The 26,495-nt window shown below is 70.0% G+C and carries 25 protein-coding genes; 15 read left to right on the top strand and 10 right to left on the bottom strand.

The genetic code is table 11. The features are described from left to right. The coding region (locus tag EJK15_RS70845; protein ID WP_206061104.1) for a TolB-like translocation protein at positions 1–1,111 on the top strand (1,111 nt) is incomplete at its 5' end. 81 nt (positions 1,112–1,192) lie between these two features. After that, positions 1,193–1,792: an SIMPL domain-containing protein gene (locus tag EJK15_RS25305; protein ID WP_138712953.1), complete on the top strand. Its 600-nt coding sequence runs from the start codon at positions 1,193–1,195 to the stop codon at positions 1,790–1,792. A gap of 90 nt (positions 1,793–1,882) precedes the next feature. On the opposite strand, the gene nadA is transcribed toward EJK15_RS25305, so the two are convergent. Continuing rightward, entirely contained in the window at positions 1,883–3,040 is a 1,158-nt protein-coding gene (gene nadA, locus EJK15_RS25310) for a quinolinate synthase NadA (protein WP_138712954.1), read from the bottom strand. A 169-nt stretch (positions 3,041–3,209) separates the two neighbouring features. Here nadA and erpA point away from each other — a divergent pair, with 169 nt between their 5' ends. Both erpA and EJK15_RS25320 read left to right on the top strand, forming a co-directional pair. Further along, the gene (erpA, locus tag EJK15_RS25315; RefSeq protein ID WP_138712955.1) at positions 3,210–3,563 is read left to right on the top strand and encodes an iron-sulfur cluster insertion protein ErpA; all 354 of its coding nucleotides are present in this window, start codon (positions 3,210–3,212) and stop codon (positions 3,561–3,563) included. Between the two features lie 99 nt (positions 3,564–3,662). After that, on the top strand, positions 3,663–4,649 hold the full coding sequence (locus tag EJK15_RS25320) for a carbohydrate kinase family protein (RefSeq protein WP_138712956.1): 987 nt from the start codon (positions 3,663–3,665) through the stop codon (positions 4,647–4,649). A 72-nt stretch (positions 4,650–4,721) separates the two neighbouring features. On the opposite strand, the gene EJK15_RS25325 is transcribed toward EJK15_RS25320, so the two are convergent. After that, positions 4,722–4,967 (bottom strand): sulfurtransferase TusA family protein, encoded by a 246-nt coding sequence (locus tag EJK15_RS25325; RefSeq protein ID WP_043638353.1) that lies wholly within the window; start codon positions 4,965–4,967, stop codon positions 4,722–4,724. Beyond that, complete coding sequence (locus EJK15_RS25330) at positions 4,964–6,106, bottom strand: cysteine desulfurase family protein (RefSeq protein WP_171074520.1); 1,143 nt, start codon at positions 6,104–6,106, stop codon at positions 4,964–4,966. The genes EJK15_RS25325 and EJK15_RS25330 overlap by 4 nt, the downstream gene beginning before the upstream one ends. Positions 6,107–6,247: 141 nt before the next feature. On the opposite strand from EJK15_RS25330, the gene ctaC reads away from it, so the two are divergent. The 4 genes from ctaC (at position 6,248) to EJK15_RS25350 (ending at position 10,498) form a co-directional block, all read left to right on the top strand. After that, complete coding sequence (gene ctaC, locus EJK15_RS25335; protein ID WP_138712958.1) at positions 6,248–7,078, top strand: aa3-type cytochrome oxidase subunit II; 831 nt, start codon at positions 6,248–6,250, stop codon at positions 7,076–7,078. Further along, entirely contained in the window at positions 7,075–8,736 is a 1,662-nt protein-coding gene (ctaD, locus tag EJK15_RS25340; RefSeq protein WP_138712959.1) for an aa3-type cytochrome oxidase subunit I, read from the top strand. Before ctaC ends, ctaD begins: the two co-directional genes overlap by 4 nt. Next, complete coding sequence (locus tag EJK15_RS25345) at positions 8,736–9,149, top strand: cytochrome c oxidase subunit 4 (RefSeq protein ID WP_138712960.1); 414 nt, start codon at positions 8,736–8,738, stop codon at positions 9,147–9,149. Before ctaD ends, EJK15_RS25345 begins: the two co-directional genes overlap by 1 nt. Positions 9,150–9,286: 137 nt before the next feature. Continuing rightward, entirely contained in the window at positions 9,287–10,498 is a 1,212-nt protein-coding gene (locus tag EJK15_RS25350) for a L,D-transpeptidase (protein WP_138712961.1), read from the top strand. Between the two features lie 242 nt (positions 10,499–10,740). On the opposite strand, the gene trpD is transcribed toward EJK15_RS25350, so the two are convergent. Then, positions 10,741–11,787, bottom strand: coding sequence for an anthranilate phosphoribosyltransferase (gene trpD, locus EJK15_RS25355; protein ID WP_138712962.1), 1,047 nt, complete (start codon positions 11,785–11,787; stop codon positions 10,741–10,743). Between the two features lie 6 nt (positions 11,788–11,793). Further along, the gene (locus EJK15_RS25360) at positions 11,794–12,192 is read right to left on the bottom strand and encodes a hypothetical protein (RefSeq protein WP_138713008.1); all 399 of its coding nucleotides are present in this window, start codon (positions 12,190–12,192) and stop codon (positions 11,794–11,796) included. A gap of 196 nt (positions 12,193–12,388) precedes the next feature. On the opposite strand from EJK15_RS25360, the gene ctaE reads away from it, so the two are divergent. From ctaE to qcrB, 4 genes are read left to right on the top strand one after another with little or no spacing between them, the layout of a single operon-like run. Next, positions 12,389–13,045 carry an aa3-type cytochrome oxidase subunit III gene (ctaE, locus tag EJK15_RS25365; protein ID WP_138712963.1) on the top strand — a complete coding sequence of 219 codons (657 nt, stop codon included), beginning with the start codon at positions 12,389–12,391 and terminating at the stop codon, positions 13,043–13,045. A 14-nt stretch (positions 13,046–13,059) separates the two neighbouring features. Beyond that, positions 13,060–13,872: a cytochrome bc1 complex diheme cytochrome c subunit gene (qcrC, locus tag EJK15_RS25370; protein ID WP_171074521.1), complete on the top strand. Its 813-nt coding sequence runs from the start codon at positions 13,060–13,062 to the stop codon at positions 13,870–13,872. Continuing rightward, positions 13,869–14,978, top strand: coding sequence for a cytochrome bc1 complex Rieske iron-sulfur subunit (qcrA, locus tag EJK15_RS25375; protein WP_138712964.1), 1,110 nt, complete (start codon positions 13,869–13,871; stop codon positions 14,976–14,978). The genes qcrC and qcrA overlap by 4 nt, the downstream gene beginning before the upstream one ends. After that, positions 14,975–16,621: a cytochrome bc1 complex cytochrome b subunit gene (qcrB, locus tag EJK15_RS25380; protein ID WP_138712965.1), complete on the top strand. Its 1,647-nt coding sequence runs from the start codon at positions 14,975–14,977 to the stop codon at positions 16,619–16,621. Before qcrA ends, qcrB begins: the two co-directional genes overlap by 4 nt. Before the next feature lie 247 nt (positions 16,622–16,868). On the opposite strand, the gene EJK15_RS25385 is transcribed toward qcrB, so the two are convergent. After that, on the bottom strand, positions 16,869–17,156 hold the full coding sequence (locus EJK15_RS25385) for an Lrp/AsnC family transcriptional regulator (protein WP_138712966.1): 288 nt from the start codon (positions 17,154–17,156) through the stop codon (positions 16,869–16,871). Between the two features lie 17 nt (positions 17,157–17,173). Continuing rightward, entirely contained in the window at positions 17,174–18,898 is a 1,725-nt protein-coding gene (locus tag EJK15_RS25390; RefSeq protein WP_138712967.1) for a DEDD exonuclease domain-containing protein, read from the bottom strand. 75 nt (positions 18,899–18,973) lie between these two features. On the opposite strand from EJK15_RS25390, the gene EJK15_RS25395 reads away from it, so the two are divergent. The 3 genes from EJK15_RS25395 (at position 18,974) to EJK15_RS25405 (ending at position 23,551) form a co-directional block, all read left to right on the top strand. Then, positions 18,974–20,482 (top strand): serine/threonine-protein kinase, encoded by a 1,509-nt coding sequence (locus EJK15_RS25395; protein WP_138712968.1) that lies wholly within the window; start codon positions 18,974–18,976, stop codon positions 20,480–20,482. Next, positions 20,472–21,905, top strand: coding sequence for a serine/threonine-protein kinase (locus EJK15_RS25400; RefSeq protein ID WP_138712969.1), 1,434 nt, complete (start codon positions 20,472–20,474; stop codon positions 21,903–21,905). Before EJK15_RS25395 ends, EJK15_RS25400 begins: the two co-directional genes overlap by 11 nt. Positions 21,906–21,988: 83 nt before the next feature. Then, positions 21,989–23,551 (top strand): hypothetical protein, encoded by a 1,563-nt coding sequence (locus EJK15_RS25405; RefSeq protein ID WP_138712970.1) that lies wholly within the window; start codon positions 21,989–21,991, stop codon positions 23,549–23,551. Positions 23,552–23,872: 321 nt separating this feature from the next. On the opposite strand, the gene EJK15_RS25410 is transcribed toward EJK15_RS25405, so the two are convergent. Genes EJK15_RS25410 through EJK15_RS25420 form a run of 3 tightly spaced genes read right to left on the bottom strand, consistent with a single transcriptional unit; the run spans position 23,873 to position 26,417 of the window. After that, positions 23,873–25,702, bottom strand: a complete 1,830-nt coding sequence (locus EJK15_RS25410; RefSeq protein ID WP_138712971.1) for a PH domain-containing protein — start codon at positions 25,700–25,702, stop codon at positions 23,873–23,875. After that, positions 25,699–26,190 carry a PH domain-containing protein gene (locus EJK15_RS25415; protein ID WP_240777198.1) on the bottom strand — a complete coding sequence of 164 codons (492 nt, stop codon included), beginning with the start codon at positions 26,188–26,190 and terminating at the stop codon, positions 25,699–25,701. Before EJK15_RS25415 ends, EJK15_RS25410 begins: the two co-directional genes overlap by 4 nt. Further along, the gene (locus tag EJK15_RS25420; RefSeq protein WP_138712972.1) at positions 26,187–26,417 is read right to left on the bottom strand and encodes a hypothetical protein; all 231 of its coding nucleotides are present in this window, start codon (positions 26,415–26,417) and stop codon (positions 26,187–26,189) included. Before EJK15_RS25420 ends, EJK15_RS25415 begins: the two co-directional genes overlap by 4 nt. Between the last annotated feature and the right edge of the window lie 78 nt (positions 26,418–26,495).

Below are 26,495 nucleotides of genomic sequence, written 5' to 3' on the forward strand. Positions count from 1 at the left end.
GCACTACCAGGGGCTGCCCACCCGCCCCACGACGCGCCGGGCCACCGGCTGGATCGTCGCCGGCGCCTCCGCCGGCGCGCTCGTGCTCGTGGCGGTCACCGCCTTCGTCGCCATCCGCCTCAGCGACCTGCCCGGCCGCACCCCGGCACCCACCGCCACCGCCGCGCTGACCACCTCCGCGGCTCCGGTGACGACGACGGCCACCACGCCCTCCGCCACGCCGTCCCCCACGACCCGCTCGATCGCGCTCCCCGGCACGTCGGTGCGGATCCAGGAGGCCGACGGCGACCCCATCAAGCTCGCCTCCTACACCGTGAACAGCGGCAAACGCCTCTACGTGAGGAAGCACGCGACCAGCGCCTTCACCGCCGACTCCCGCTACTTCGAGTACGCCCTGGACTCCAAGACCAACCTGGCCCTCGGCACCGACGTGGACTACAGCACCGACTACTTCTCCACCGTGTCGATCATCGACCACGCCACCGGCACGAAGCGGATCGTCAAGGTGAGCCCCAAGCCGGTCTTCCCCACCACGCCCCGCTGGTCGCCCGACGGCAAGTACGGCCTGGTCACCCTCTACAAGGGCACCGACGGAAATACCGTCGAGCACGGGTACGCCATCATCGACGTCGCCGGCGCCAAGGGACGCGCGTTCGAGATCAAGGAGCGGGGCGCGGGGGAGTGGCGCTTCTTCTGGGACGCGGGCGGCAAGGCGGTCGGCACGTGGGTGGGCGGCAAGATGAAGTTCTACGACCTGAACGGCAAGCCGCTGCGTACCCTGTCGGACGCCGGGTCGCCGGTGTGGGTGGAGGGCGACGACATCTCGCCGTCGGGCACCCGCTTCCTGGCCCACTGCACGACGGCGGGCACCTCGCTCTGCGCCCGCTCCACCTCCGGGGACGACACTGAGCCGATCACCGTACCGTTCGCCAGCAACCGGCTCATCGGGTGGTGGGACGAGGAACATCTCGCGGTTTGGCGGACCAGGGCCGCCGGGTACGAGGCCGTGGTGATCGACATGTCGGGGCAGGTCAGCCGGGTGCTGGCGACCGCGCCCAGGAAGGCCGAGTTCGACAAGATGGGCTTCCGCTTCACCCGTACCGCGTCGTAGAGCGGCCGCGTCCCTTCGCCGCCGGAGATCCGCGTCATAGGATCAAGGCGGAACCCATCCAAGGGATTCGAGGTGGTTGGCGTGGACATCACCGTCGTCGGGGAGGGCGCCGTCCTGGCCGCGCCCGACATCCTGCGGTTGCACGCGGGCGTCGAGGTGCGCAGGGCGGCCGCCTCTGAGTCCTTCACCGGCGTGCGCGCCGCCGCCGCCCGCCTGGCCGAGGCGCTGCGCCAGGTGGGGATCGCCGCGGAGGACGTGCGGACGATCGAGCTGTCGCTGGGGCCCGAGTACGAGTCCTATCCGAAGGTGGCCGCCTACCGCGCGGCGCAGGGTGTGGAGGTCGTCGTCCGCGACCTGGCACAGGCCGACCGCGTGATCGACACGGTGGCCGGGGTCGGGGAGGAGGCCAGGCTCAACGGGGTGGCGTTCGAGCTGTCGGACCCGGCCGGGGTGCTGCGGGAGGCCAGGACCAGGGCGTTCCGCGACGCCGCCGCGAAGGCCGCCCAGTACGCCGAGCTGGCGGGCCGCCCGCTGGGCCGGGTGGTCTCGGTCAGCGAGGAGGTCAGGGGCGGCCCGCAACCGCTGACCATGGCCGTCGCGGCGGCCGAGACCAGCGCCTCCATCAGCCCCGGCCGCCAGACCCTCACGGTCACCGTCCAGGTCGGCTACGACTTCGCCTAGAAGCTCCACGTGGTCCGGGGCCCGACTGCATGGATCTCCACGGTGCGCGCCGGCCTTGCAGTTGGACCGGGGATATGGGGATATGCCGGGTTAGGGGAGGGCGAGCATGCGGTCCAAGGCGACCTTGGCCCAATGCGTGGTGTCCTCGTCCACCTTGATCTGGTTGACGACCTCGCCCAGCACCAGCGACTCCAGCGCCCACACCAGGTGCGGCAGGTCGATCCGGTTCATCGTCGAGCAGTAGCACACCGTCCGGTCGAGGAACGAGACGCTCTTGTCGGGGAACATCTGCGCCAGCCGCTTGACCAGGTTCAGCTCCGTGCCGATCGCCCAGCTGGAGCCCGCCGGGGCCGCCTCCAGCTTCTTGATGATGTACTCCGTCGAGCCCACGTAGTCGGCCTTGAGCACGACCTCGTGCCGGCATTCGGGGTGCACGAGCACGTTCACCCCGGGAATGCGCGAACGTACGTCATCGACGGACTCGGCCGTGAAGCGGCCGTGCACCGAGCAGTGGCCGCGCCAGAGGATCATCCTGGCCCGCTCCAGCTGCTCCTGGGTGAGACCCCCGTTGGGGCGGTGCGGATTCCACACCACGCAGTCGTCCAGGGACATGCCCATCTCCAGCACCGCCGTGTTGCGGCCCAGGTGCTGGTCGGGCAGGAACAGCACCTTCTGGCCCTGCTCGAACGCCCAGTCCAGGGCGCGGCGGGCGTTGGAGGAGGTGCAGACGGCGCCGCCGTTGCGGCCGCAGAAGGCCTTGATGTCGGCGCTGGAGTTCATGTACGTGACCGGAATCACCTGATCGGCGAGCCCGGCGTCCTCCAGGGCCTCCCAGCACTCCTCGACCTGGTCGAACGTGGCCATGTCGGCCATCGAGCACCCGGCCGCCAGGTCCGGCAGGACGACATTCTGGCCGTCGCCGGTGAGGATGTCGGCGGACTCGGCCATGAAGTGCACGCCGCAGAAGACGATGTATTCCGCCTCCGGCCGCGCCGCCGCCTGCTGGGCGAGCTTGAACGAGTCGCCCGTCACGTCGGCGAACTGGATGACCTCGTCGCGCTGGTAGTGGTGGCCGAGCACGAACAGCCGGTCGCCGAGCGTCTCCTTGGCCTTGCGCGCGCGTTCCACCAGGTCAGGGTCGGACGCGGGCGGCAGCTCGCCCGGGCAGTCGACCCCCTTCTCGCTGTGCGGATCGGCGCTCCGGCCGAGGACGAAGAGCGGCAGCCCAGTCTGGGTGGCCATGGCCATACCCCCTTATCGTCGAATTGACGATACCCATCATGGCACACGGGCGTACCTGCTTATTCCGGGGGTCGTTTCCCGGTGCGGGACCCCGGGAATGTGTGGCATCGGCCAGGTGTTGGTAGCGTCATTAGTAGGACGTCGGAAACAGACAGCCGGGTTAGGGAGTCAGCAGATGACGGTTGAGAGCAGCGAGACCACGACGCAGGGCCTGAACCTGAGCGAAGCGGCCGCCGCCAAGGTCAAGAGCCTGCTCGAGCAGCAGGGCGAGGAAGGTCTGCAGCTGCGGGTCGCCGTGCAGCCGGGCGGTTGCTCCGGCCTGCGCTACCAGCTCTTCTTCGACGACCGTTCGATGGACGGCGACGTCGTGTCGGACTTCGGCGGCGTCAGCGTGGTCACCGACCGGATGAGCGCTCCGTACCTGATGGGCGCCACGATCGACTTCGTCGACACGATCGAGAAGCAGGGTTTCACCATCGACAACCCCAACGCCACCGGCTCCTGTGCCTGTGGCGACTCGTTCAACTAAGTCGCCGTCGCCTGGTCCCGTGTCGCCTTTGTGCGCGCGGGGCCTTCGCGTATTCTCGTGGGGCTCATTGGCTTGCTGACAACGAGGAAGAAGAATCCCGTGCGCATCGCCGTCACCGGCTCCATCGCGACAGACCACCTGATGACCTTCCCAGGAAGCTTCGGCGATCAGCTCATCGCCGAGCAGCTCGATCGGGTGTCACTCTCGTTCCTGGTCGATGACCTTCAGATCCGGCGCGGTGGCTGCGCCGCGAACATCGCGTTCGGCATGGGCTGCCTCGGTCTGAAGCCGATCCTCGTGGGAGCCGTCGGCAACGACTTCGCCGACTACCGGTCGTGGCTGGAGCGCCACGGCGTCGACTGCGACTCCGTGCACATCTCGGAGACGCAGCACACCGCGCGCTTCCTGTGCACCACCGACGAGCACCACAACCAGATCGCCTCGTTCTACACCGGCGCCATGGCCGAGGCCCGGCTGATCGAGCTGGAGCCCGTCGCCAACCGCGTGGGCGGCCTCGACCTGGTGCTCATCAGCCCCAACGACCCCGACGCGATGCTGCGCCACACCGACGAGTGCCGCCGGCGCGGCATCTCGTTCGCGGCCGACATCTCCCAGCAGCTGGCCCGCATGGCGGACGAGCAGATCCGCCAGCTCGTCGACGGCGCCGCCTACCTCTTCTCCAACGACTACGAGAAGGGGCTCATCGAGCAGAAGACCGGCTGGTCCGACGAGGAGATCCTCGACCGGGTCGGCGTCCGGGTCACCACGCTCGGCCCCAAGGGCGCCGTCATCGACCGCAAGGGCGAGCCGTCCATCCAGGTCGCCCCCGCGCCTGAGCGGGGCAAGGCCGACCCCACCGGCGTCGGCGACGCCTTCCGCGCCGGCTTCCTGTCCGGCCTGGCCTGGAACCTGCCGCTGGAGCGGTGCGGCCAGGTCGGCAACCTGACGGCCACGCACGTGCTCGAGCGGGTCGGCGGGCAGGAATACGAGCTCGGCCAGAAGGTCTTCCTCGAGCGCTTCGCCGCAGCTTACGGCGCCGAGGCGGCCGAGGAGATCGCCGAGCACGTCCGCTGCTACCACCCCTGAGTCACCGCACGAATCGCCCCCGCCGGCCGGTACGCGCGGCGGGGGCGTCTCATCTTCGCCGCCGGTCGAGCTTCAGTAGTTGCGTCTGACGTGGATCGCCCAGCCGCCCTCGGGCAGCTCGTACGAGCCGACATGGCGATGCGACTTGAGCCTGCACCACGCCGGTACGTCCGTGTAGGCCGCGGGATCGTCGGCCAGCACGGCCACCACGGCGTTCAGCGGAACGTAGTTGATCTGCTCGGCGAGCATGATGATCGGGATCGGGCACTTCTTCCCGAGCGCGTCGATCGTCAAAGCCGGCTGAGTAACCTCGGTCATGCGACTCCTGCGTCCTGGCGGATGCGGCGCACCAGCTCGGGCAGCACGGCGAGAAACCTGTCGACCTCGGCCGCGGAAGCGCCCCTGGGCAGTGACACCCGGACATTCCCATGCGTGAGCACGCCCATCGCTTCTAGGACGTGCGATGGACGAAGCGTACTAGCGGTGCACGAACTTCCGGACGATACGGCGAATCCCGCCTTGTCGAGCTCGGTGAGCAAGGCCTCCCCGTCGACGTACAGGCACGAAAAGGTCACGATGTGCGGCGCCCGGTCGTCGGGGTCGCCGATCACCTCGACGTCCGGGACGATCTTCGGCACCGTCTCCCTGATTCTGCCGACGAGCTCGGAGAGCCTCGCCTGCTCCCGCGCCGCGTCCGCGGCCATCGCGCGCAGGGCCGCCGCCGCGGCCACGATGCCGGGCACGTTCTCGAACCCCGGCACCCGCCGCCGCTCCCGCTCGTCCTCCGGCAGGAACGAGCGGAACCGCGTGCCCTTGCGCACCACCAGCACGCCCACACCGGCCGGGCCGCCCCACTTGTGGGCGCTGGCGGTGAGCACCGACCAGCCCTGCGGTATCGGCATCCGGCCGGCCGTCTGCGCCGCGTCGACCAGGAGCGGCACGCCGTGCGCCCGGCACGCCGCGGCCGCCTCCGCGACCGGCTGCAGGGTCCCGACCTCGTGGTTGGCGGTCTGCAGGCAGGCCAGGGCGGTGCCGGGCCGCGCCACGGCCTCGGCGAACCGGTCGAGGTCCACGCGTCCGGCCAGGCTCACGCCCACCGTCTCGACCGTGCCGCCGTCGCGTTCGTGCACGCCGCCGGCGTGCAGCACGCTGGAGTGCTCGACCGCGCTCGTCACCAGATGACGCCCGGCCCTGCGCCTGCCGTGTAGGGTGCCGAGCACGCCGAGATGCACGGCCTGCGTGCCGGAAGAGGTGAACGACACCTCGTCCGGGCGCGCGCCGAGCGCCTCGGCCACCTCCGTACGGGCCTGCTCGAGCAGCAGGTGCGCGCGGCGGGCCTGGCCGTAGAGCCTCGCGGGGTCGGCCCAGCCGACGTCGATCGCCGCCAGCAGCGCCTCGCGTGCCTGCGGGTGGAGCGGCTCGCTCGAAGCCGCGTCGAAGTACGCCACGAGACCCATCGTCCCACTCGCGGGCCATCGAGGGGTCGCGCGGTAGGGCAAGGCACCTGCACGCTAATGTGTCTGCAATCAGCTGTGCATCTGGAAATACGAGCGCCCAAGGGAGAGACTCTTGGGCTTCATCTGTGGGGTAGGCGATCCGTGAGTCCGACTCGCCGTACGACGCGGCGTTCGTTGGCCCGGCGCAGGGGTCCACGCGCCGCCGCTTTGGCGTTGCTGCTGGCCACTGCTACGGCGTGTGCTAATGACGTCCCCGAGGCCAACTGGTCTCGCGGCCTTCTTCCCGGCCACATCACCCAAGAGGGTGACGTGGTCCAGAGTTTGTGGAACGGGGCCTGGATCGCCGCACTCGCCACGGGTGCCGTCGTCATCGTCCTGATCGTGTGGGCGGCGATCTTCCACCGCAAGCGCAAGTCGAAGGCCGAGCTCCCGCCGCAGGTGCGTTACAACCTGCCGATCGAGATGCTCTACACCTTGATCCCGCTTGTCATGGTGTCGGTTTTCTTCTTCTTCACCGCCCGCGACAGCGAGCGGCTCGCCCGCGTGGACGGCGACGCGACGGTCAAGGTGAAGGTCGAGGCCTTCCAGTGGAGCTGGCGCTTCACGACGACGGTCGACGGCAAGCCGCTGCAGCCGGTCGCGGGCCTGCCGGTGAACGACTACCGGTCGGGTCCCCAGCTCGTCCTGCCGGTCAACAAGAAGATCGAGTTCGACCTGTCGAGCGACGACGTCATCCACTCGTTCTGGGTGCCGGAGTTCCTGTTCAAGCGCGACGTGATCCCCGGGATCCCCGAGGACAACCCGGGCCGCAAGTTTGAGATCACCACGCTGGGCAGGACGGGCGTCTTCGCCGGCCGCTGCGCCGAGCTGTGCGGAGTCGACCACAGCCGCATGCTGTTCTCGGTGAAGCTCGTCACGCAGCAGGAGTTCGACCAGTACATCGCGACAAACCAGGCTGGGAGTGCCCAGTGACCGCCATTCAAGAACCACTTCGCGCCCCCGCCAGGCCCGTCACCAAGGGCCAGATCATCGCCAAGTGGCTGTCCTCGACCGATCACAAGATCATCGGGCACCTCTATCTGATCTCGTCGTTCGTCTTCTTCCTGATCGGCGGCGTCATGGCGCTGATCATGCGGGCGGAGCTGGCGCAGCCGGGGCTGCAGATCACCAGCAACGAGCAGTTCAACCAGTTGTTCACCATGCACGGCACCATCATGCTGCTGATGTTCGCGACGCCGCTGTTCGCCGGCTTCGCCAACGCGCTGATGCCGCTGCAGATCGGCGCCCCCGACGTGGCGTTCCCGCGCCTCAACATGGTCAGCTACTGGCTCTACCTGTTCGGCAGCATCATCGCCGTGTCCGGCTTCTTCACCCCGGGCGGCGCCGCGTCGTTCGGCTGGTTCGCCTACACGCCGCTGTCGAACGCGATCAACTCGCCCGGCCTCGGCGGCGACCTGTGGATCATGGGCCTGGCCCTGTCCGGTCTCGGCACGATCCTCGGCTCGGTCAACTTCATCACCACGATCATCTGCATGCGCGCGCCCGGCATGACGATGTTCCGCATGCCGATCTTCACCTGGAACATCCTGCTGACCAGCATGCTCGTGCTGATGGCGTTCCCGGTGCTGGCCGCCGCGCTGCTGGCCCTGGAGGCCGACCGCAAGCTGGGCACCCACATCTTCGACTCCGACAACGGCGGGGCGCTGCTGTGGCAGCACCTGTTCTGGTTCTTCGGCCATCCAGAGGTGTACATCATCGCGCTGCCGTTCTTCGGCATCGTGACCGAGATCCTGCCGGTCTTCAGCCGCAAGCCGATCTTCGGTTACATCAGCCTCGTGGCCGCGACGATCTCGATCGCCGGCCTGTCCATCACGGTCTGGGCGCACCACATGTTCCCGACCGGGCAGGTGCTGCTGCCGTTCTTCTCGTTCATGACGTTCCTCATCGCGGTGCCGACAGGTGTGAAGTTCTTCAACTGGGTCGGCACCATGTGGCGAGGGCATCTGTCGTTCGAGACGCCGATGCTGTTCGCGATCGGCTTCCTCATCACGTTCCTGCTGGGCGGCCTGACGGGCGTCATCCTGGCCTCGCCGCCGCTCGACTTCCACATCAGCGACACCTACTTCGTCGTCGCCCACTTCCACTACGTGGTCTTCGGCACCGTCGTGTTCGCCATGTTCGGCGGCTTCTACTTCTGGTGGCCCAAGCTCACCGGCAGGATGCTCGACGACAAGCTGGGCAAGCTGCACTTCTGGCTGCTGTTCATCGGCTTCCACACCACGTTCCTGGTGCAGCACTGGCTCGGCATGCTGGGCTTCCCGCGCCGCTACGCCGACTACAGCGCGGCCGACGGCTTCACCGACCTCAACATGGTCTCGTCGGTGGGCGCTTTCCTCCTGGGCCTGTCCACGCTGCCGTTCCTCTACAACGTCTGGAAGACCTGGCGCACCGCGCCCAAGGTCACCGTCGACGACCCCTGGGGCTACGGCGGCTCGCTCGAATGGGCGACCTCCTGCCCGCCGCCGCGGCACAACTTCACCTCACTGCCGCGCATCCGGTCCGAGCGTCCCGCGTTCGACCTGCACTACCCGCACGTGTCCGCCAAGTCCGTTCAGGAGGTCGAGTCCTGATGAAGGTGCAGGGTTGGCTGTTCCTCGCGTGTGGCCTGTTCTTCGCCGGTGTCGACGTCGCCTACTGGTTCTGGACCAAGGCGGACACGGGCAAGGGCGAGCCGGTCGGGACCACGGCCATGGCCGTGTCGGTCGGGTTCGCGTTCATGGTCGGCTACTACCTGATGTTCACCGCGCGGCGCATCGGCGCCCAGCCGGAGGACAACAAGCAGGCCGAGATCAGCGATGGCGCGGGTGAGATCGGGTTCTTCAGCCCGAGCAGCTGGTGGCCGTTGTTCCTGTGCCTGGCGGCGGCCTTCGCCTTCGCCGGGTTCGTGATCGGCTTCTGGATGTTCCTGATCGGGATCTTCCTGGTCATCATGGCCATGATCGGGTTCGTGTTCCAGTACTACCGGGGCAACTTCTCGCACTGACGTGAGCCGAAACGGGCGTCCCCCTTGGGGGAGACGCCCGTTTTTGGTGTTCTTTAACAGTATCCGGATGTGGTGATTCGACCACCGAGGGTAATAAAGGAGGCAGAAGGGGTTCGATCTTGGACGAGGGAGGCGTCGTGGGGCGGGTAGCGGATGGATCGGCCGGCCTGCTGGCCTTGGCGCTGCTGACAGCGTGCTCGGCGGGCGGCACGGCAGGGGACGAACCGGAATCCGTGGCCATGGCCGGCGGGGCGGCGAGGAGCGCCCCTGTGTCGTTCTCTCCGCGTGACAAGACCGAAGGGGTGCCCACCGACCAGCCCGTGGTCGTGGCGGCCCACACGGGCAAGCTCAAGGGCGTGCAGGTGGACGGCGGCAAGTCCGGCCCCCTGCCGGGGACGCTGAGCGCCGACGGCACCCGCTGGCGCAGCACCGCCACCGCCCGCCCGGGCACCGCCTACACGGTCACCGCCGTCTCCGTGGACGCCGCGGGCAAGCAGAGCCAGGCCACCAGCACGTTCACGACGGTCAAGGGCAACAAGACGTTCGACATCGAGACGATCACCCCCAACAAGGACGACACGGGGCTGACCGTCGGCATCGGCATGCCCATCATGATCACCTTCGACAAGCCGATCACCGACCGGGTTGCCGTCGAGCGCAACCTCACCGTGCGCAGCTCCAAGCAGGTGGAGGGGGCCTGGCACTGGTTCGACAGCACGCACGTGGACTTCCGGCCGCAGAAGTACTGGCCGGCGCGCACGAAGGTGCGGGTGGAGGCGCGGCTGGCCGGCGTACGCGGGGGACCGGGCATGTACGGCAAACGCGACGTCACGCTCAACTTCAAGATCGGCCGCGCTCAGATCACCAAGGGGAGCACCGACAACCACGTGCTCATCGTGCGGCGGGACGGCAAGAAGGTCCGCAGGATGCCGATGAGCGCAGGCCAGGGCGGGCAGTGGAAGTACTACACGACCTCCGGCATTCACCTGGCGATGTCACGCGAGCCCGTCACCGTCATGACCTCTCCCGGGATCGGTCCCGGCCAGGCCGGCTACTACCAGCTGACGGTCTACAACACGGTGCGCATCTCCAACAGCGGCGAGTACGTGCACAGCGCGCCCTGGTCCGTCGGCTCGCAGGGCAGCGCGAACGTCAGCCACGGGTGCGTGAACATCAGCCCGGACAACGCCGCCTGGTTCATCAAGAACACGCTGATCGGGGACCCGATCATCATCACGGGGTCGCCGCGGAAGCTGGAGCCCCTGAACGGGTGGGGGCACTGGCAGGAGAACTGGAAGCAGTGGCTGCGGTGGAGCTCACTGAAGGCCGGCCCCACGATCGGCCTCTGACGCCACCGCCGGGGCCGGGCTCCAGGGAGCGGCTCCCCGCCCGCCGCGCCGGCGTGTGACCGCTCGGCGGTCCATCAGCCCGCGCCGCCCGTCGACCCCGGTGCCTCCGCGGCCCAGAGCGGGGTGCTGAGGGCGAGAGCGGTCGTGCGGGCGGCGTCCGGTGGCGGCGGTCTGCGTGCGACGGGCGGCAGGCGGAAATGGCCCGGGCGCGCCTCCGCCGGGGAGTCGCGTGCGGTGGAGGGTCAGGCCGGGCGGATGGAGCCGCTGACCTCGACCCAGCGGTCCAGGATGGCCGCGGCGGCGCCGGAGTCCACGGCCTGCACCGCGCGGGCGTACCCGTCGATCATGGCCGCGTCGAGATTGTCGCCGGGCCCCTCGTGCGCCACCAGGCCCGCGGCCGCGTTCAGCAGCACCGCGTCGCGCACCGGCCCCGTCTTGCCGCGAACCAGGTCGTACACGGCCTGCGCGTTGAACGCCACGTCCCCGCCCCGCAGCGCACCCACCTCGGCCCGCGGGATGCCGAGGACCGCCGGGTCGAACGTCGTCTGCGTGGCGGTGCCGTCCTTGACCACCCAGACCGTCGAGGTGCCGGCGATGGTCAGCTCGTCCAGGCCGTCGTCGCCGCGGAAGACCAGGGCGGACACGCCGCGCTCGGCGAAGACGCCCGCGAGCACGGGCAGCATCCTGGCGTCGAAGACGCCGATGGCCTGGGCCGCCGGGCGGGCCGGGTTGGTGAGCGGGCCGAGGAAGTTGAAGACCGTGGGCACGCCGATCTCCTTGCGCGTCGGCCCGGCGAAGCGCAGCGCGGGGTGGTAGACCGGGGCGAAGCAGAACGCGATGCCCGCCTCGCGCGCCACCCGCGCCGTCTGCTCGGGTGTGAGGTCGAGGCGGATGCCCAGGTACTCCAGGACGTCGGCGGCGCCGCACGAGGACGAGGCGGCGCGGTTGCCGTGCTTGACGACGCGGGCGCCCGCGGCTGCGACCACGATGGCGGCCATCGTCGAGACGTTGACGGTGTGGGCGCGGTCGCCGCCGGTGCCGACGATGTCGACCACGGGACCCTCCACGCTGAGCGGCGTGGCCAGGTCGAGCATGGTCCGCGCCAGGCCCACCACCTCGGTCACGGTCTCGCCCTTGGCCCGCAGGGCGATCACGAAGCCCGCGATCTGGGACGGCGTCGCGGAGCCGGACATGATCTCCCGCATCGCCCAGGCCGTCTCGTCCGATGTCAGATGCTCTCCCGACAGGAGAGCGGAAAGCAGGGCGGGCCAGGTCGTCCGGGAGTCCATGAGCACCTACTTGGCGTTGAGTCGGGTGGAGGAGCGGCGGCGCATCAGGTCGGCCACCGTGTCGGCCACGACCATGGGCTCCAGCGGCTGGGGCACCACGGCGTCGGCCTTGGACCATTCGGCCAGCCAGCGGTCGTCGCGCCTGGCGATGATCAGGCAGATGGGCGGGCAGTCGTAGACCTCGTCCTTGGCCTGGCGGGAGACGCCCATGCCCCCCGCGGGCTGGGTCTCGCCGTCGAGGACGGCCACGTCGATCTCGCCGGAGGCGAGCCACTGGTGGACCTTGGGCTCGGTCGCGCACTCCACGATCTCAACGAGGGGCACGTCGGCCGCCGGCCGCCTGCCGATGGCCTGGATCACCTCAGCCCTCGTGGTGGCGTCGTCGCTGTAGACGAGGACCCTCATCGTGTCGTCGGTGCTCACGGTCGCGCTCACTATCGCTCGTAGCGGTATGGTCACCTGGGATCGTACCGGTGCGCAGGGGTGCAAACCCAGGCCGCCGTCCCTGACAGGCGTTTTATGGCGATTATCCCAGGCTGGGTACCGGTTTGTACCTGCTAACGGGGGGTCGTTGGCCGGACCGACCACCAGAGCCGCAATAATGCTGCCCGTGGCGACAGCATCCGCAATAACTTCGACGACGACAGCACAGTCGTACCGCAGACCCAATCTGGTCAGCGTCGGGACGATCGTCTGGCTGTCCTCTGAGCTCATGTTCTTCGCGGCGCTGTTCGCGATGTACTTCACCATCCGGTCGGTGAGCGAGGGCAAGGGCCTCGAATGGGGCCCCGCGCTCCTTCCCGCAGGCGCGCAAGCCGCCGAGGGAGTCGCTCACCTGAACATCCCGTTCGCGACGGTCAACACGATCATCCTGGTGCTGTCGAGTGTGACGTGCCAGCTCGGCGTGTGGGCCGCGGAGAAGGGGCAGGTCGGCAAGCTCCGCTTCTGGTACATCGTCAGCTTCCTCATGGGCGCGGTCTTCGTCGCGGGGCAGCTGTACGAGTACGGCGAGCTGGCGTCAGAGGGCGCGACCTTGCCCGCTAACGCTTACACCTCGGTGTTCTACCTGACGACGGGCTTCCACGGCCTGCACGTGACCGGTGGCCTGATCGCGTTCCTGTTCATGCTGGGACGCACGTACGCCGCGAAGCGCTTTACGCATGAGCAGGCCACCAGCGCGATCGTCGTGTCCTACTACTGGCACTTCGTAGACGTCGTCTGGATCGGTCTTTTCGCGACCATCTACATCATTCGTTAAGGAACGGGATCTCTGTGACTAGGATCACCGCTTGGCGGCGGCATCCCCTCGCGAGATACGCCGTCCTGATTTTGGCGTTGTCGCTGGTCGGGATGGCATACGCCGCTTTTGTCCAGGCGGGCAAGCCTGCCGACGCGGCTCTGGCGGCAGGCAAGGTCGATGACGTGGCCGAGGGCAAGAGCCTGTTCGTGCAGCACTGCTCGAGCTGCCACGGCATGAACGCGGAGGGTGTCACCGACAAGGCGCCCACGCTCATCGGCGTCGGCGCCGCGGCGGTCGACTTCCAGATGAGCACCGGCCGCATGCCCGCGGCCAACCCCGGGCCCCAGGCCCCGCGCAAGCCGACGGCGCCCTGGGTCAACGAGGAGAAGATCCGCCAGATCTCGGCCTACGTGCAGTCGCTCGGCGGCGGCCCGCAGGTGCCGGGCGCCGAGCAGGTCGACGGGAAGCTCGGCAACGCCGGCAAGGGCGGTGAGCTGTTCCGCGCCAACTGCATCCAGTGCCACAACTGGGCCGGCGCCGGCGGTGCTCTGACCCAGGGCAAGCACGCGCCCGATCTCAACGACGCGTCCCCGACGCAGATCTACGAGGCGATGGTCACCGGCCCCCAGGCCATGCCGGTCTTCAACGACACGACGATCACGCCCGAAGAGAAGCGTGACATGATCGCCTACATCACCCAGGTTCGCGAGCAGAAGGACCCGGGAGGTTTCGGGCTGGGACGCATTGGCCCGGTCACCGAAGGTCTCGTAGCGTGGATCGTGGGCCTCACCGCCCTCGTACTGGCCGCCATCTGGATCACCGCGAAGAAGCGACAGAAGTCATGACAGACAACGAGCACGAGATCGAGCAGCCGGAAGAGCGCGTGCCCAAGCGCGTCATCGGCACCCCCGGGCCGGGCACCTCGATGCTCGGCACCGCGGAAGCGGCGGACGTCGCCGCGGAAGTCCCCGGCGTGACGCTGCAGGACGAGGCCAAGGCCCGCAGGGCCGAGAAGGTCGTGGCGCTCTGCTTCACGATCACCTTCCTCGCGGGCCTCGCGTTCATCGTCTCCTACGTGGTGTTCCAGGTGGGCAGCCCCGAGGCGACCGGCACGTCCAACCTCGCGCTGGGCGGCTCGCTGACGATCGCCATCCTGGGGCTGGCGGCCGGCATCGTGATCTGGGTCCGCCAGATCATGCCGAAATACTCCCTGGTCCAGGAGCGCCACGCGATGGCCTCCGACGAGCCGGACCGCGAGGTCGTGGCCGACACGTTCGTCCAGGGCGCCAACGAGAGCGGCTTCGTCAAGCGCAAGCTGCTGCGCCGCACGCTGCTGCTCGCAGCGGCGCCGCTCGGCCTGGCGCCGGTGGTGCTGCTGCGCGACCTGGACAACAGCAAGATGCCGGGTGCCGCGTTCAACAAATCGCTGCGGCACACCGTCTGGGGTGAGAAGAACAAGGAAGGCAAGCCGCTCAAGCTGGTGGTCGAGGGCACCGGGCAGCCGATCCGCGCCGCCGACTTCAACTCGCCCGGCGGCATCCTGTCGGTGGTTCCCGAGGGCTACGAGCACGACCTCACCGCCCTCGCCAAGGCCACGCTCATCCTGATCAAGTTCCGCCCGGAGGAGATCAAGAGCGGCGTCAAGCAGAACTGGACGCACGACGGCATCGTCGCGTACTCCAAGATCTGCACCCACGTGGGGTGCCCGGCGGCCCTCTACGAGCAGAACACCCACCACATCCTCTGCCCGTGCCACCAGTCGACGTTCGACGCCGCCGACGGCGCCAAGGTCATCTTCGGTCCGGCCGCGCGGCCGCTGCCGCAGCTGCCGATCACCGTCGACGAGCAGGGTTACCTGATCGCCCAGAGAGACTTCGACGTGCCCGTCGGTCCCAGCTACTGGGAGCGCGGCGACGCCGAGGCCGAGGCCAGGGAAGGAGGCCAGGCATGAGCGACGACCTGAACACGGTTCCGAAGGCCATCGCTGGGCCGTCGAATTTCCTCGACGACCGGCTCGGCGGCGCCAACTTCCTCAAGCGCAACCTGCGCAAGATCTTCCCGGACCACTGGTCGTTCCTGCTGGGTGAGATCGCGCTCTACTCGTTCATCATCCTGCTGCTGACCGGCACGTTCCTGACGCTGTGGTTCAAGCCCAGCATGATGGAGATCGAGTACGCCGGCTCGTACGAGCCGCTCAAGGGCGTCATGATGTCGGAGGCCTACGCGTCGTCGCTGGAGATCAGCTTCGACGTCCGGGGTGGTCTGCTCATCCGGCAGATGCACCACTGGGCGGCCCTGCTGTTCGTGGCCGGCATGATGGTCCACATGCTGCGGGTGTTCTTCACCGGCGCCTACCGCAAGCCGCGCGAGCTCAACTGGATCATCGGCGTGCTGCTGCTGACGCTGGCGCTGGCCGAGGGCCTGACCGGCTACTCGCTGCCCGACGACCTGCTGTCCGGCGCCGGTCTGCGGATCACCGAGGGCGTGGCGATCTCGCTGCCGCTGGTCGGCACGTACATCACGTTCTTCCTGTTCGGCGGGGAATATCCGGGTGAGGACGTCATCCCCCGGTTCTACTCGCTGCACATCCTGCTCATCCCTGGCATCCTGCTGGCGCTGATCTCGGCTCACATGGTGCTCATGTGGGTGCAGAAGCACACCCAGATGCCGGGCAAGGGACGCACCAACAAGAACGTGGTGGGCGCGCCGTTCTACCCGGCCTTCATGGCCAAGGCGGGCGCGTACTTCCTGTTCACGCTGGCCGTGGTCGCGGGCCTGGCGACGTTCAGCCAGATCAACCCGATCTGGCTGTTCGGCCCCTACACCCCCGCCGACGTGTCGGCCGGTTCGCAGCCCGACTTCTACATGGGCTTCCTCGAAGGCGCGCTGCGCATCATGCCGGCGTGGGAGATCAATCTCTTCGGCACGTCACACGCGGGCACGCTGCCGCTGAGCGTGATCATTCCGGCGCTGGTGCCGATGGGCATCGTCATGACCGGTCTGGCGCTCTATCCGTTCCTGGAACGCTGGGTGACGGGCGACCACCGCGAGCACCACGTCGCGGACCGGCCGCGCAACAACCCGCACCGGACCTCGATCGGCATGTCCGCCATCACGTTCTACGGCGTTCTGTGGCTGCTCGGCGCCAACGACGAGATCGCGGCGTTCTTCTATGTCAGCCTCAACTGGACGACGTACGCCGGCCGGGTGCTGGTCATCGTCGGTCCGGCGCTGGCATACGTGATCACCTACCGCATCTGCCTCGGCCTCCAGCGCTCCGACGCCGCGGTCCTCTCGCACGGTGTGGAGTCCGGCGTGATCAAGCGGCTGCCGCACGGTGAGTTCATCGAGGTCCACACGCCGCCGGCGGACGACATCGAGGCGCACGTGCGCGGCAAGGAGCCGGTGCTGATGCTCCCGGTGGCCGAGGACACCGCCGGCATCCCGCCCAAGGGCATGCGCGGCCCGATCGGCAAGCTGCGCGCCCGCATGTCCAAGGCGTACGGCGGGGAGAAGATCCCGCTGGAGGAGGCGCACGAGGAGGAGCACGCCGCCATCGCCCCCGGTGACGAGGATCGCACCCTCACGCACTGACCCGATCGCCACACCGCACGGGCCCGGACGGAATCTCCGTCCGGGCCCGTACGGTGTCTCCAGTTGTCCCGGCCGTGCCAGTTGCTAAGAGGCGCCGGTATTCGCCGTCAAAGGACTCTTCGGGGTGACGGTCAGGGAGCCAGACGATCGATCGACGCGTCCCTCGTGACCGTGCCGGCGAAGGCCGCAGGTGCGGTCGCGGAGATCCCGAAGCGCACCCAGAAGGGCGCCCCGGCGCCGGGGAAAGTCAGTCGGCCTCGGGGAAGCCGATGGAGAAGGCGGCGTCCAGGTCGTGCTTGGAGTATGCGCGGAACGCGATGTGCGTCTCGGTGTGCAGCACACCTGCGACCTTGTTGATCCGCCCCGGAACGACCTCGGCGATCTGCTCGTAGGCCGGGACCCGGACCATGGCCAGCAGATCGTATTCGCCGGTGATGGAGTAGACCTCGCTGACCCCGTCGATCTCGGCGATCGTCTCGGCGACCTCCGTGATCCGGTCAACCTCGGCATTGATGTGGACGATAGCCGTGACCATGGAGCAACTCTAGCGGGTCATCGCAAAGGCCGCCCCTCCCGGCCACGTCCCTGATCGAGGTGCCGGTACGCGAGGTCGATGCGGGCCTTGTGGCGGGCGGCGCCCCGGGCGGGCAGGCTCCACTCCCCGTCCACCTCCACCAGCCGCACGCCCGGCGACTCCAGCCAGCGCAGGATGCACTCGGTCTCCTCGGCGCTGGCGGCGTGGACCGGGCCGGGACCCGGGATGACGGCCTCCGCCGCGGTCGTCAGGGAGGCGACGAAAGGGGTCGGGTGGGCGCCCTTCGGCATGACGCCGGCCGCGGCCAGCCTGCCGTAGCGGATGACGTGGATGTCCCAGCCGCCGCCGAACGCCGGGCTGGCGGCGACCAGCTGCGGGATGCGCGTGATGGCGCTCAGCCGCTGCATGCGGGCCGCCGCGCGGACGAACGCCGCCAGCCGGTCGCGGTCGATGGACGCCTCCTCGTAGCGCTGCTCCACCGACAGCCTCTCCATGCGGGCCGCCACGGCGGTGAAGACCGCCGTGGCGTCGAGGGTCATGGCGCGGCGGGCGCTCTCGACGTGGACGGCGTACTCCTCCAGGCTCTCCTTGCCCTCGCACGGCGCGCCGCAGCGGCCCATCTCGTGCAGCACGCAGGCCGCGCGCCGGGTGCGCAGGCTGATCGGCTGGGTGCACTGGCGCAGCGGGACCGCCTCGTGCAGGGCGATGCGGGCGTCGTCGGCCAGCCGGGCGCTGGTGAACGGGCCGAGATAGGTGGCCTCGTCGTCCTTCAGCTCGCGCACGATCGACAGGCGCGGGAAGGGCTCGGCGGTGAGCTTGAGCCAGAGGACCTTCTCCGGGAAGCGGGAGCGGCGGTTGTAGCGGGGCTTGGCGCCGCCGATCAGGCGCAGCTCCCTCACCTCGGCCTCCAGGCCGGTGGAGCAGACGATGTGGCGCACCCGCTCGGCGATGCCGATCATCTCGCGGATGCGCGGGCGGGTCTCGCTGGCGGTGAAGTAGGAGCGCACGCGGTTGCGCAGGTTGCCGCTCTTGCCGATGTAGAGCACCTCGCCGCGCTCGTCCTCGAAGAGGTAGACGCCGGGCGCGTGGGGCACGGACTCGGCCAGGTGGCGCTTGCGCTGCTGCTCGGGCGTGGGCGCGCGGACGAACGATTTGAGCTCCTCGAGCGTGTGCACCTGGAAGGAGCCGGCCCGCTCGATCAGCCCGTGCAGCACGGCCACGGTGGCCCTGGCGTCCTGCAGGGCCCGGTGGCACGGGTCGACGGGGCTGCGGAAGAACCTGGCCAGCGTGGCCAGCTTGGCGTTGGGCGTCTCGTCGCGGGTCAGCACACGGCGGGCCAGGTCGACGGTGTCGACGACCGGGTTGGCCGGCGGGGGATAGCCCTGCGCGGCGCAGGCGGCCTTGATGAACCGGGTGTCGAAGCCGGCGTTGTGCGCCACCAGCGTGGCCCCGCGGATGAACTCCAGGAAGCTCGGCAGCACCGCCTCGATCCGCGGCGCGGCCACGACCATGGCGTCGGTGATCCCGGTCAGCACGGAGATGAACGGCGGTATCGGCCCGCCAGGATCGACCAGCGTGGAGAACTCGCCCAGCACCTCGCCCGCCCGCACCTTGACCGCGCCGATCTCGGTGATGGCGTCCTCGGAAGGAGCGCCGCCGGTCGTCTCGAGGTCGAACACGACGAACGTGACGTCGCTCAGCGGGGTGCCGAGCTCGTCGAGAGTGCCTTGAACCGGATCCACGACCTAAGACCATAGAGAGACCGACCGACAGGATCGAATCACCATCCCTCTTGATCCTTAGTTACCCTTCCCTTTATGTCCGCGGGAAGACTTGCCGGCCGCTACGCGCTGCTGCGCCCTCTGGGCGCGGGCGGCATGGGGAAAGTGTGGCTGGCCAGGGACGAGATGCTTGACCGCGAGGTCGCGGTCAAGGAGCTCACGCTGCCCGAAGGCATGGCGCCCAAGGATCGGGCGGACTCGGTGAAGAGGGCCGTGCGCGAGGCGCAGGCCACCGCGCGGCTGCGCCACCCGGGCATCGTGGCGCTGCACGACGTGGTCGTCGAGCACGAGCGGCCGTGGCTGGTCATGGAGCTGCTGCGGGGCCGCACCCTGGCCGAGACGGTACGCGAGTTCGGGCCCATGCCGCCCGCCCACGCCGCGCGGATCGGCGCGGACGTGCTGGACGCGCTGTCCGTCGCCCACGCGCAGGGGCTGCAGCACCGCGACGTCAAGCCGGCCAACGTGTTCCTGACCGACGGGGGCAGGGTGGTGCTCACCGACTTCGGCATCGCCAGGCAGGAGGGTCAGGCCGCGCTCACCGAGCAGGGGCTGATGATCGGCTCGCCCGGGTTCATCGCGCCCGAGCGGCTGGAGGGCGAGCCCGGCGGCCCGGCCAGCGACCTGTGGTCGCTCGGCGCCACGCTCTACGCCGCGGTGACGGGGGCCGCCGCCTACGAGGGCTCGGCGGCCCAGCGCGTACGCGCCACGCTGCTGACGCCCGTGCCCGTCGCGCCCGGGCCGCTCGGCCCGTTGATCGCCGCCATGATGGCGCAGCACCCGGCCGGCCGTCCCGACCCGCGCGTGGTCGCGGACGCGCTCCGGCAGGTCGCCGGTGGAGCTCCGGCGCCGCGGCTGCCGGCCCCCCATGACGTGACCGCGCCCGGCAAGGTCAAGAAGCGCGGCCGGGCCGTGCTGTGGATCTCCGCCGCGACGGCGCTCGTGGTCGCGGCGGGCACGGCCGGCTTCTTCGTCCTGAAGAGCCTGGACGGCGGGGCGCCGGCGGCGTTCACCACGCCGATGGACGTGTGCACGCTGATCAGCCCGGAGGAGGCGGGCAGGCTGCTGCGCACCCAGAGCCCGCCCAAGGCGCGGCCCGGCTCCGACGAGGCAGGCCCCACGTGCGGCTGGCCGATCACCGGCACCGGCGTGAGTCTGCAGGTGCAGAAGGACTCCGACACGGTGGACCCGTGGTCGATGACCCCGGTCACGGCCCGCGCCCTCTTCCAGAACCAGAAGCGCTACTGGGTCAAGTTCCAAAACGAGGAACTCGACTGGACGCTTCCCGAGATCGGCGTGAAGGACACCAGGAAGGTCAAGCTCACCCCGGTGCGCCAGGTCGCCGGCCTCGGGGAGGAGGCGTTCGGCTTCGAGCTGACAGGCCCCACCGGCCGGGTCCACACCGCCTACGTCTTCTACCGGCTGGCCAATCTCGTGGTGAAGGTCGAATACTCCACCCTCGCCGACCGCCCGACCGACGAGGACATCAAGCGGTCGGCGCTGAGCGCGGCGCAGACGAGCGAGCAGGCGTTGCGCAATGCCGGGTGACCTCTACCTGCTGGCAGGCCGTTACCGGCTCATCGAGCGCCTCGGGCAGGGCGGCGCGGGCACCGTGTGGCGCGCCATCGACGAGATTCTCGACCGGCAGGTCGCCGTCAAGCAGGTGCGCGTGCCGGAGGGGCTCGGCCCGTATGAGCGCGCGCGGTTCACCGACCACGCCATCCACGAGGCCAGGTCCGCCGGCCGGCTGCGCGACCCGGCCATCGTGCTGGTGCACGACGTGGTGCTCGAGGGCCACCAGCCGTGGATCATCATGGACCTGGTCACCGGCCGCTCGCTGGACAAGGTGATCAAGGAGCAGGGGCCGCTGCCGCCCGAGTTCGTGGCCCGGGTGGGGCTGCGGATGCTGTCGGCGCTGGAGGTCGCGCACGCGCACGGCATGCTGCACCAGGACGTCAAGCCGGCGAACATCCTGCTCGACGCCGACGGCTCGGCCATGCTCACCGACTTCGGCATCGCGGCCCAGATGGGCGGGCAGGGCGACAGGTTCGGCAGCGCCGGCTCGCCCGGCTACATGGCCCCCGAGCGGCTCAACGAGCAGCCCTCCGGCCCGGCGTCCGACCTGTGGTCGCTCGGCGCGAGCCTGTACACCGCGGTGGAGGGCCGGGCGCCGTTCGAGCGGGCGCTGCCCGCCGCGGTGGCGGCCGCGGTGCTGCTGCACGAGCCGCCGTTCCCGGCCAGGGCGGGCCGCCGCCTCGGCGGACTGCTGATGGCCATGCTCGCCAAGGACCCCGCCGCCCGGCCCACCGCGCCGCAGATCCGCCAGGCGCTGAGCGGCCTGCCCGCCGCCGTCCCCGCGACCAGGCGCCGCCGCCGGTGGCTGCTGCCCGCCGTGCTCGCCGCCGTCGTGGCGGTGGGCGCGGGCGGCTGGTACGCCGCCGGCGCCCTCGGCGGCGAGCCGGACCCCGGCAGGTTCGCCAAGACGCCGGACCCGTGCAAGCTGCTCAGTGACGCCCAGATCGTCGAGCTCATGAAGGGCACGCCGGAACGCATCCCGAGCAGGGCAGGCGAGTGCCAGTGGCTCATCCGCGAGGAGCCCGGCCGCCGCCTCACCGTGCGCACCTGGGCCGAGCGGCCCGACGGCGACCTCGGCGGCCCCCAGGTGGCGCAGCGGCGCTTCGCCAGCGAGAAGAGCACCCGGGCCGCCGGCCAGGGCGCGGTGCTGCGCGAGGCCAGCGGCCCGGTCGCCGACGTGGCGGGAGTCGGGGAGTCAGCGATCATCCAGAGCAAGTTCAAGCTCTACATCAATACCAACAAGAGCGGCCAATCCGACAGCATTGTCCTCTTCCGGACGAGTAACCTGCTCGGCGAGATCGTCTGGCATCGTGACGACATGCCGGCCTCCAAGCCGGCGGACAAGGAGACGGCCACCGCCGCGGCCCGCCTGGTCGCCGCGGCCCTGCAGAAATAGACGCGTGGAAAGAGCTGCAAGCACCTTGCAAGTGGTGTCATTACCATGTTTCACCGCAAGTCAGGGCGACCCCAGGAGTCCCAGTGAATCCCGGTAGCGAGTACGAGCCGCCGACCAACCCTTACCAGGTGCCCGGCAGGCAGTTCGAGCAACCGGCCATGCCACCGCGCATACCACCGGGCAGGCCACCGCAGATGCCGACCATGCCGCAGATGCCGCCGCCTCCGCCGCCTAGACGGCCCACCTGGCTGCTGCCCACGCTCGCCGCCGCGCTCGTCGTGCTGGTCGCGGCCGGGGGCGTGGGCGCCTACCTGGTTTACGGCAAGGTCTCCGGCGGCTCCGCGCGGCCCCCGGCCCAGAGCGGCAAGCCGGCGTCCCAGCCCGCGGCCGCCGGCGCGAAGGGCCCCGACGTGTGCGCCATGCTCCCCAAGGAGGAGGCCGAGCGGCTCGTGCCCGGCGCGACCGTGTCCACGTCCTCCAAGGACAACGAATGGGCGGTCACCTTCGGCTGCAACTGGGTCAACCGCCGCATCTCGTACGGCGAGTTCTGGCGCAAGAGGGAGATCGACGTCAAGGTCGCGCAGCACAAGGGCGAGGGCGTCAAGACCGGCAGGTCGATGGCCCAGAACTCCTACGAGAGCGACCTGCGGAGCGGCAAGTACGGCGCCACCGCCACGCCCTCGCTGGACCCGGGCGAGAAGCTGTACACCTCCGCGGTCAAGGACGTCACTGGCGTGGGCGACGGCGCGTTCGCCCAATACACGTGGAGCCGCAGCAAGCTGTTGTGGTACTCCTACGGCAAGGCGTTCGCCCGCGTCAACGACTTCACCATCGAGGTCAAGTTCCAGGCGGATCAGCAGCGCAAGGACGCGCAGATCCTGTCCAACGACACCGTGCAGTCGATCACCGAGGACAACGCGATCCGCGAGGTGAGCGGCCTGATCGCGCACTTCGCCAAGGGAGTGGCCGGCTGGCAGGCGAAGAACCCCAACGTGCTGGCCCAGGCCGAGGCGCCGAAGCCCACCTCCACGCCGAGCGCCGGCCCGACGCCCTCGCCCACCGCCCTGGCCGCGTTCCCGGCCGACTGCGAGGCCGTCGGCGAGGCCGCCACGCGGCTCGTGCCCGAGCCCACCACCCGCGCCCGCGGCCTGGAGCGGGGCGGCGACAGCCAGACCGAGTGCCGCTGGCTCAACCTCGACGTGCCCGGCAGCGGCGAGGGGACGAAGAAGATCCGCAGCGTGCTGATCACCGTGCACCGGTTCACCGACCGGGCGGGCGCGGTCCACGAGTCCGGGGCCAAGGCGTACTACGCGACCGAGCGCGGCGGAAACAAGGGCATGGCCGGGTCATCGATCGGCGGCATCACCTGGGGCAGGCTCACGGACGTCAAGGGGCTGGGCGATCAGGCGTACCAGCAGTTCCTGCAGACCAGGCGGGGTGAGGTGGCCGCGGCCAGCGGCTCGGTGCTGATGCGCAAGGGCGCGGTGGTCGTCCGGGTCGACTTCTCCGGCCACGAGCGGCCGGAGAACGTGCCGACCAACTCGCCCAAGGTCAAGCTCATGTCCGAGAAGGAAGCGATGGCCGGCGCGCTGACCATGGCCAGGGCGTACATGGCGGAGCTGACCGATCAGCCGGTGGGCAACTGAGCCGGCGGGCGCGACGGCCGCAAGGCGTCTCAGGGCTCACCTGGTGACGCTTCGTCCTCGGACGAGGGTGTGCAGGCGGGCCGGTTCGCTCTCGATGGGGTGCCGCAACAGGCGGGCACGCCGGCCCCGTGCTGCGAGGCCGCGCGGGTGGACAGGCTCGAAGCCCGGGCGGTCATCACCCCGGTGATCCGCGTCAACGGTTAATGAGGCTGCAACTGGGTTGCAAGTGGGACAAATATCGTTATGTCTGCAAGCACCTGAGCCGCGCGATCGGGTTTGTCCAGTACAGGGGCATGGGCAAACCTAGGGGGATCTCGCGGCTCATTGCTTTTCCCGCGCCGGCCGGTCCAGGAACGGGTCGAGCAGGCCGGGCACCGCCCGCGCGGCGAGGTCCAGGCCGGTGCCGCGGCCCACGTCCACCACGTCGTAGTGCCCGCCGCCGGCGGCGGTGGTGGCCGAGACCGTCACCAGGCCGGAACGCCGCTGGAAGTACGACTCCGTGATCGTCCAGCCCGAGATGCCCGCGCGGTCGAGCGCGACCGTGTGGCGTACCGTGGCGCCGCTTCTCGTGATCAGATGTCGCCCGCCCAGCGCGTGCCCGAGGCTCCTGGCGCTCTTCCTGGCGAGCCACAGTCCCGACGGCAGCGCCACGGCGGGCACCGCCCACACCCATGGGCCCAGCCACGGAACCAGCACGGACACCGGCCCCGCGACGGCCGCCAGCACGCCGACCGTCACCAGCGCCCGCACAACCCGTCTCCGCCCGGCCGCCGCCGGATGCGCCACGAGAACCGGCGCACCCCTGCTCCCGCCCGGCTCGCCCGCGCTCGTGGCAGGCCCGCTCGGACCGCCCGCGCTCGCGTCAGGGCCGATCGTGCTGGTGCCGGGGTCGACCACCGCGTCCGTGCCAGGGCCGTCCGCCCAGGAAGCCACAGGGCCTGCGACAGGGCCCGAGGCCGTGGGCGTGTTCGCGGGTGCGGGGTGGCCGATGAGCGCTGGGGTGTTCGTGCCCGCGATCCGGGCGGCGAGGCGGCCGGCCACGGCGCGGGGGAGCGGTGGGGTGAGCGCGGCGACGTCTTCGGTCTCGTTCTCGGCCGCCTTGCCGAGCCCGGTGGCGATGGCCTTGACCCGCGCCCCGCCGCCCAGCCTGAGCAGCAGCGGCTCGCTGATCTCCACCCCGCGCAGCCGGCGCTCCTCCAGCGTCAGCGACCGGGTGGTCAGCAGGCCGCGGCGCAGCCTGAGCCGGCCCGGCTCGCGTTCCAGCCGGTAGCGCCCCCACGACTCGGCGAACAGCAGCACCGCCCCCAGCGCGCCCGCGGCGGCGTTCGCCACGAGCAGCAGCGGGACGGCCGGCAGCGGCCGCGTGGTCACCCAGTCCCACACGGCCTCGGCCGCCTCGGTCCTGAAGACCTTGACGCCGGCCCCGTCCAGCGCCTTGTACGCGACGCCCAGCACCACCGCCGCGCCCGTGAACGTCCACACCGACAGCGGCGCGTACTTGACCCACGACCACCTCAGCACGGCGAGGGGAGCGTCTCCCTCATGGGCCGGCTCGGCGGCGGCGTCGCCGAGCAGCAGCGTACGGCGCAGCGCCTCGGCGTCGTGCCTGGTCAGCGGATCCAGGGAGAGCTCGTCGCCGCCGGCCGAGTGCTCCCCCGTGCCCACCTTGACGACGGTCAGGCCGAACACCCGCAGAACCGGATCGGCCCGCAGGTCAACGCTGCGGACGCGGTCGCGCGGGATCGAGCGGCGCTGGCGTACGGCGATGCCCGAGCGCAGCTCCAGCCGGTCGGCGGTGAGGCGCCAGCGGGTGGCGCGGAGCCGGGCCACGTCGTACGCCACCACCCCCGCGACGATCAGCACCGCCGCCCCCGCGCACGCCGCCACGACACCGCTGACCGCCCAGTCCCGGCTCGTGAGGAACCGGACCAGCCCGATCACCGCAGGTGCCACCAGCGCCAGCGACTTGACCGCAGACGCCCACAGGCTGCGCCCGGACAGCCGCCGCCACCTCGCCTCCACGACGGGTGGCCGCCTGCCGGCATCCCCGGCACGGGAGGCCCGGCCCACGTCCTCGGCGCGGGTCCGCTGCGCGGAGTGCCGTCCCGCGTCGCGCCGGCCGCCGGCGTTCTGCGCCGGGAGCCCGCTCACGTCGCGTCCCCCGGCGTCGCCTGCGTGATGGCGGTCAGGCGTTCGGCCAGCTCGGCGGCCATCCCGTGGTCCAGCGCCTCGATCTTGACGGCCCCCGCGGACGAGGCCGTGGTGACCGTGATGTCGGCCAGCCCGAACAATCGCTGCACCGGCCCTCGCGCGGTGTCGATCCGCTGGATCCGTGACATGGGCGCCACCTTCCAGGTGTGCGTCAGCCACCCCTTGCGCGTGTAGACCGCGTCGTCGGTGATCTCCCACCGCTCCACCCGGTAGAAGGCGCGCGGCGCCACCACCGCGATCACCAGGCATCCCACGGCGAACACCGCGACCGCCGCCCCCAGCCAGACCGGCCGATCGGTGAACACCCAGTACGACACCACCGCGACGGCGGCCACCGGCACCATCAGGATCAGCCACTGCACCGTCCACCAAGGGACCGCCCGCGGATCGGCCTGATTGCGCGGCGGCCGCAACGAGGTCGGGCTCACTCGTCCGCCTCCTCTTTCATCTTCATCGAGTCGGCGACGGCGAGCAGCACGAAGCCGAGCACGCCGATCACGATGGCCGCGAACACTTCGTACCCCTCGAGGACCGTCAGGTGGTTGACCACGATCAGGTCGTGCGCCCACCGCCACCAACCGAGCAGAGTGTTCACCAGGCCGCCAACCCCCTGCAGGAGCAGCAGCCAGCCGAGCACCCACAACACCGCTTTCATGCCACAACCCTCGCCTCCGTACGGAGCGGGCCGCGTCGGCCGTAGGTCTCGGGAGACACCGACTTTGGTCGCTGTCGC

This window comes from Nonomuraea basaltis (assembly GCF_005893125.1).
GTDB classification, from domain to species: domain Bacteria; phylum Actinomycetota; class Actinomycetes; order Streptosporangiales; family Streptosporangiaceae; genus Nonomuraea; species Nonomuraea basaltis.

What these genes read in the sequence shown, in the direction of transcription:
- qcrA (WP_138712964.1), top strand. Translation starts at nt 13,869, where the DNA reads ATGACAGACAACGAGCACGAGATCGAGCAGCCGGAAGAGCGCGTGCCC.
- EJK15_RS25420 (WP_138712972.1), bottom strand. Translation starts at nt 26,417, where the DNA reads ATGAAAGCGGTGTTGTGGGTGCTCGGCTGGCTGCTGCTCCTGCAGGGG.
- erpA (WP_138712955.1), top strand. Translation starts at nt 3,210, where the DNA reads ATGACGGTTGAGAGCAGCGAGACCACGACGCAGGGCCTGAACCTGAGC.
- trpD (WP_138712962.1), bottom strand. Translation starts at nt 11,787, where the DNA reads ATGGACTCCCGGACGACCTGGCCCGCCCTGCTTTCCGCTCTCCTGTCG.
- qcrB (WP_138712965.1), top strand. Translation starts at nt 14,975, where the DNA reads ATGAGCGACGACCTGAACACGGTTCCGAAGGCCATCGCTGGGCCGTCG.
- EJK15_RS25385 (WP_138712966.1), bottom strand. Translation starts at nt 17,156, where the DNA reads ATGGTCACGGCTATCGTCCACATCAATGCCGAGGTTGACCGGATCACG.
- nadA (WP_138712954.1), bottom strand. Translation starts at nt 3,040, where the DNA reads ATGGCCATGGCCACCCAGACTGGGCTGCCGCTCTTCGTCCTCGGCCGG.
- EJK15_RS25395 (WP_138712968.1), top strand. Translation starts at nt 18,974, where the DNA reads ATGTCCGCGGGAAGACTTGCCGGCCGCTACGCGCTGCTGCGCCCTCTG.
- EJK15_RS25325 (WP_043638353.1), bottom strand. Translation starts at nt 4,967, where the DNA reads ATGACCGAGGTTACTCAGCCGGCTTTGACGATCGACGCGCTCGGGAAG.
- EJK15_RS25345 (WP_138712960.1), top strand. Translation starts at nt 8,736, where the DNA reads ATGAAGGTGCAGGGTTGGCTGTTCCTCGCGTGTGGCCTGTTCTTCGCC.
- EJK15_RS25400 (WP_138712969.1), top strand. Translation starts at nt 20,472, where the DNA reads ATGCCGGGTGACCTCTACCTGCTGGCAGGCCGTTACCGGCTCATCGAG.
- ctaE (WP_138712963.1), top strand. Translation starts at nt 12,389, where the DNA reads ATGCTGCCCGTGGCGACAGCATCCGCAATAACTTCGACGACGACAGCA.
- EJK15_RS25360 (WP_138713008.1), bottom strand. Translation starts at nt 12,192, where the DNA reads ATGAGGGTCCTCGTCTACAGCGACGACGCCACCACGAGGGCTGAGGTG.
- EJK15_RS25330 (WP_171074520.1), bottom strand. Translation starts at nt 6,106, where the DNA reads ATGGGTCTCGTGGCGTACTTCGACGCGGCTTCGAGCGAGCCGCTCCAC.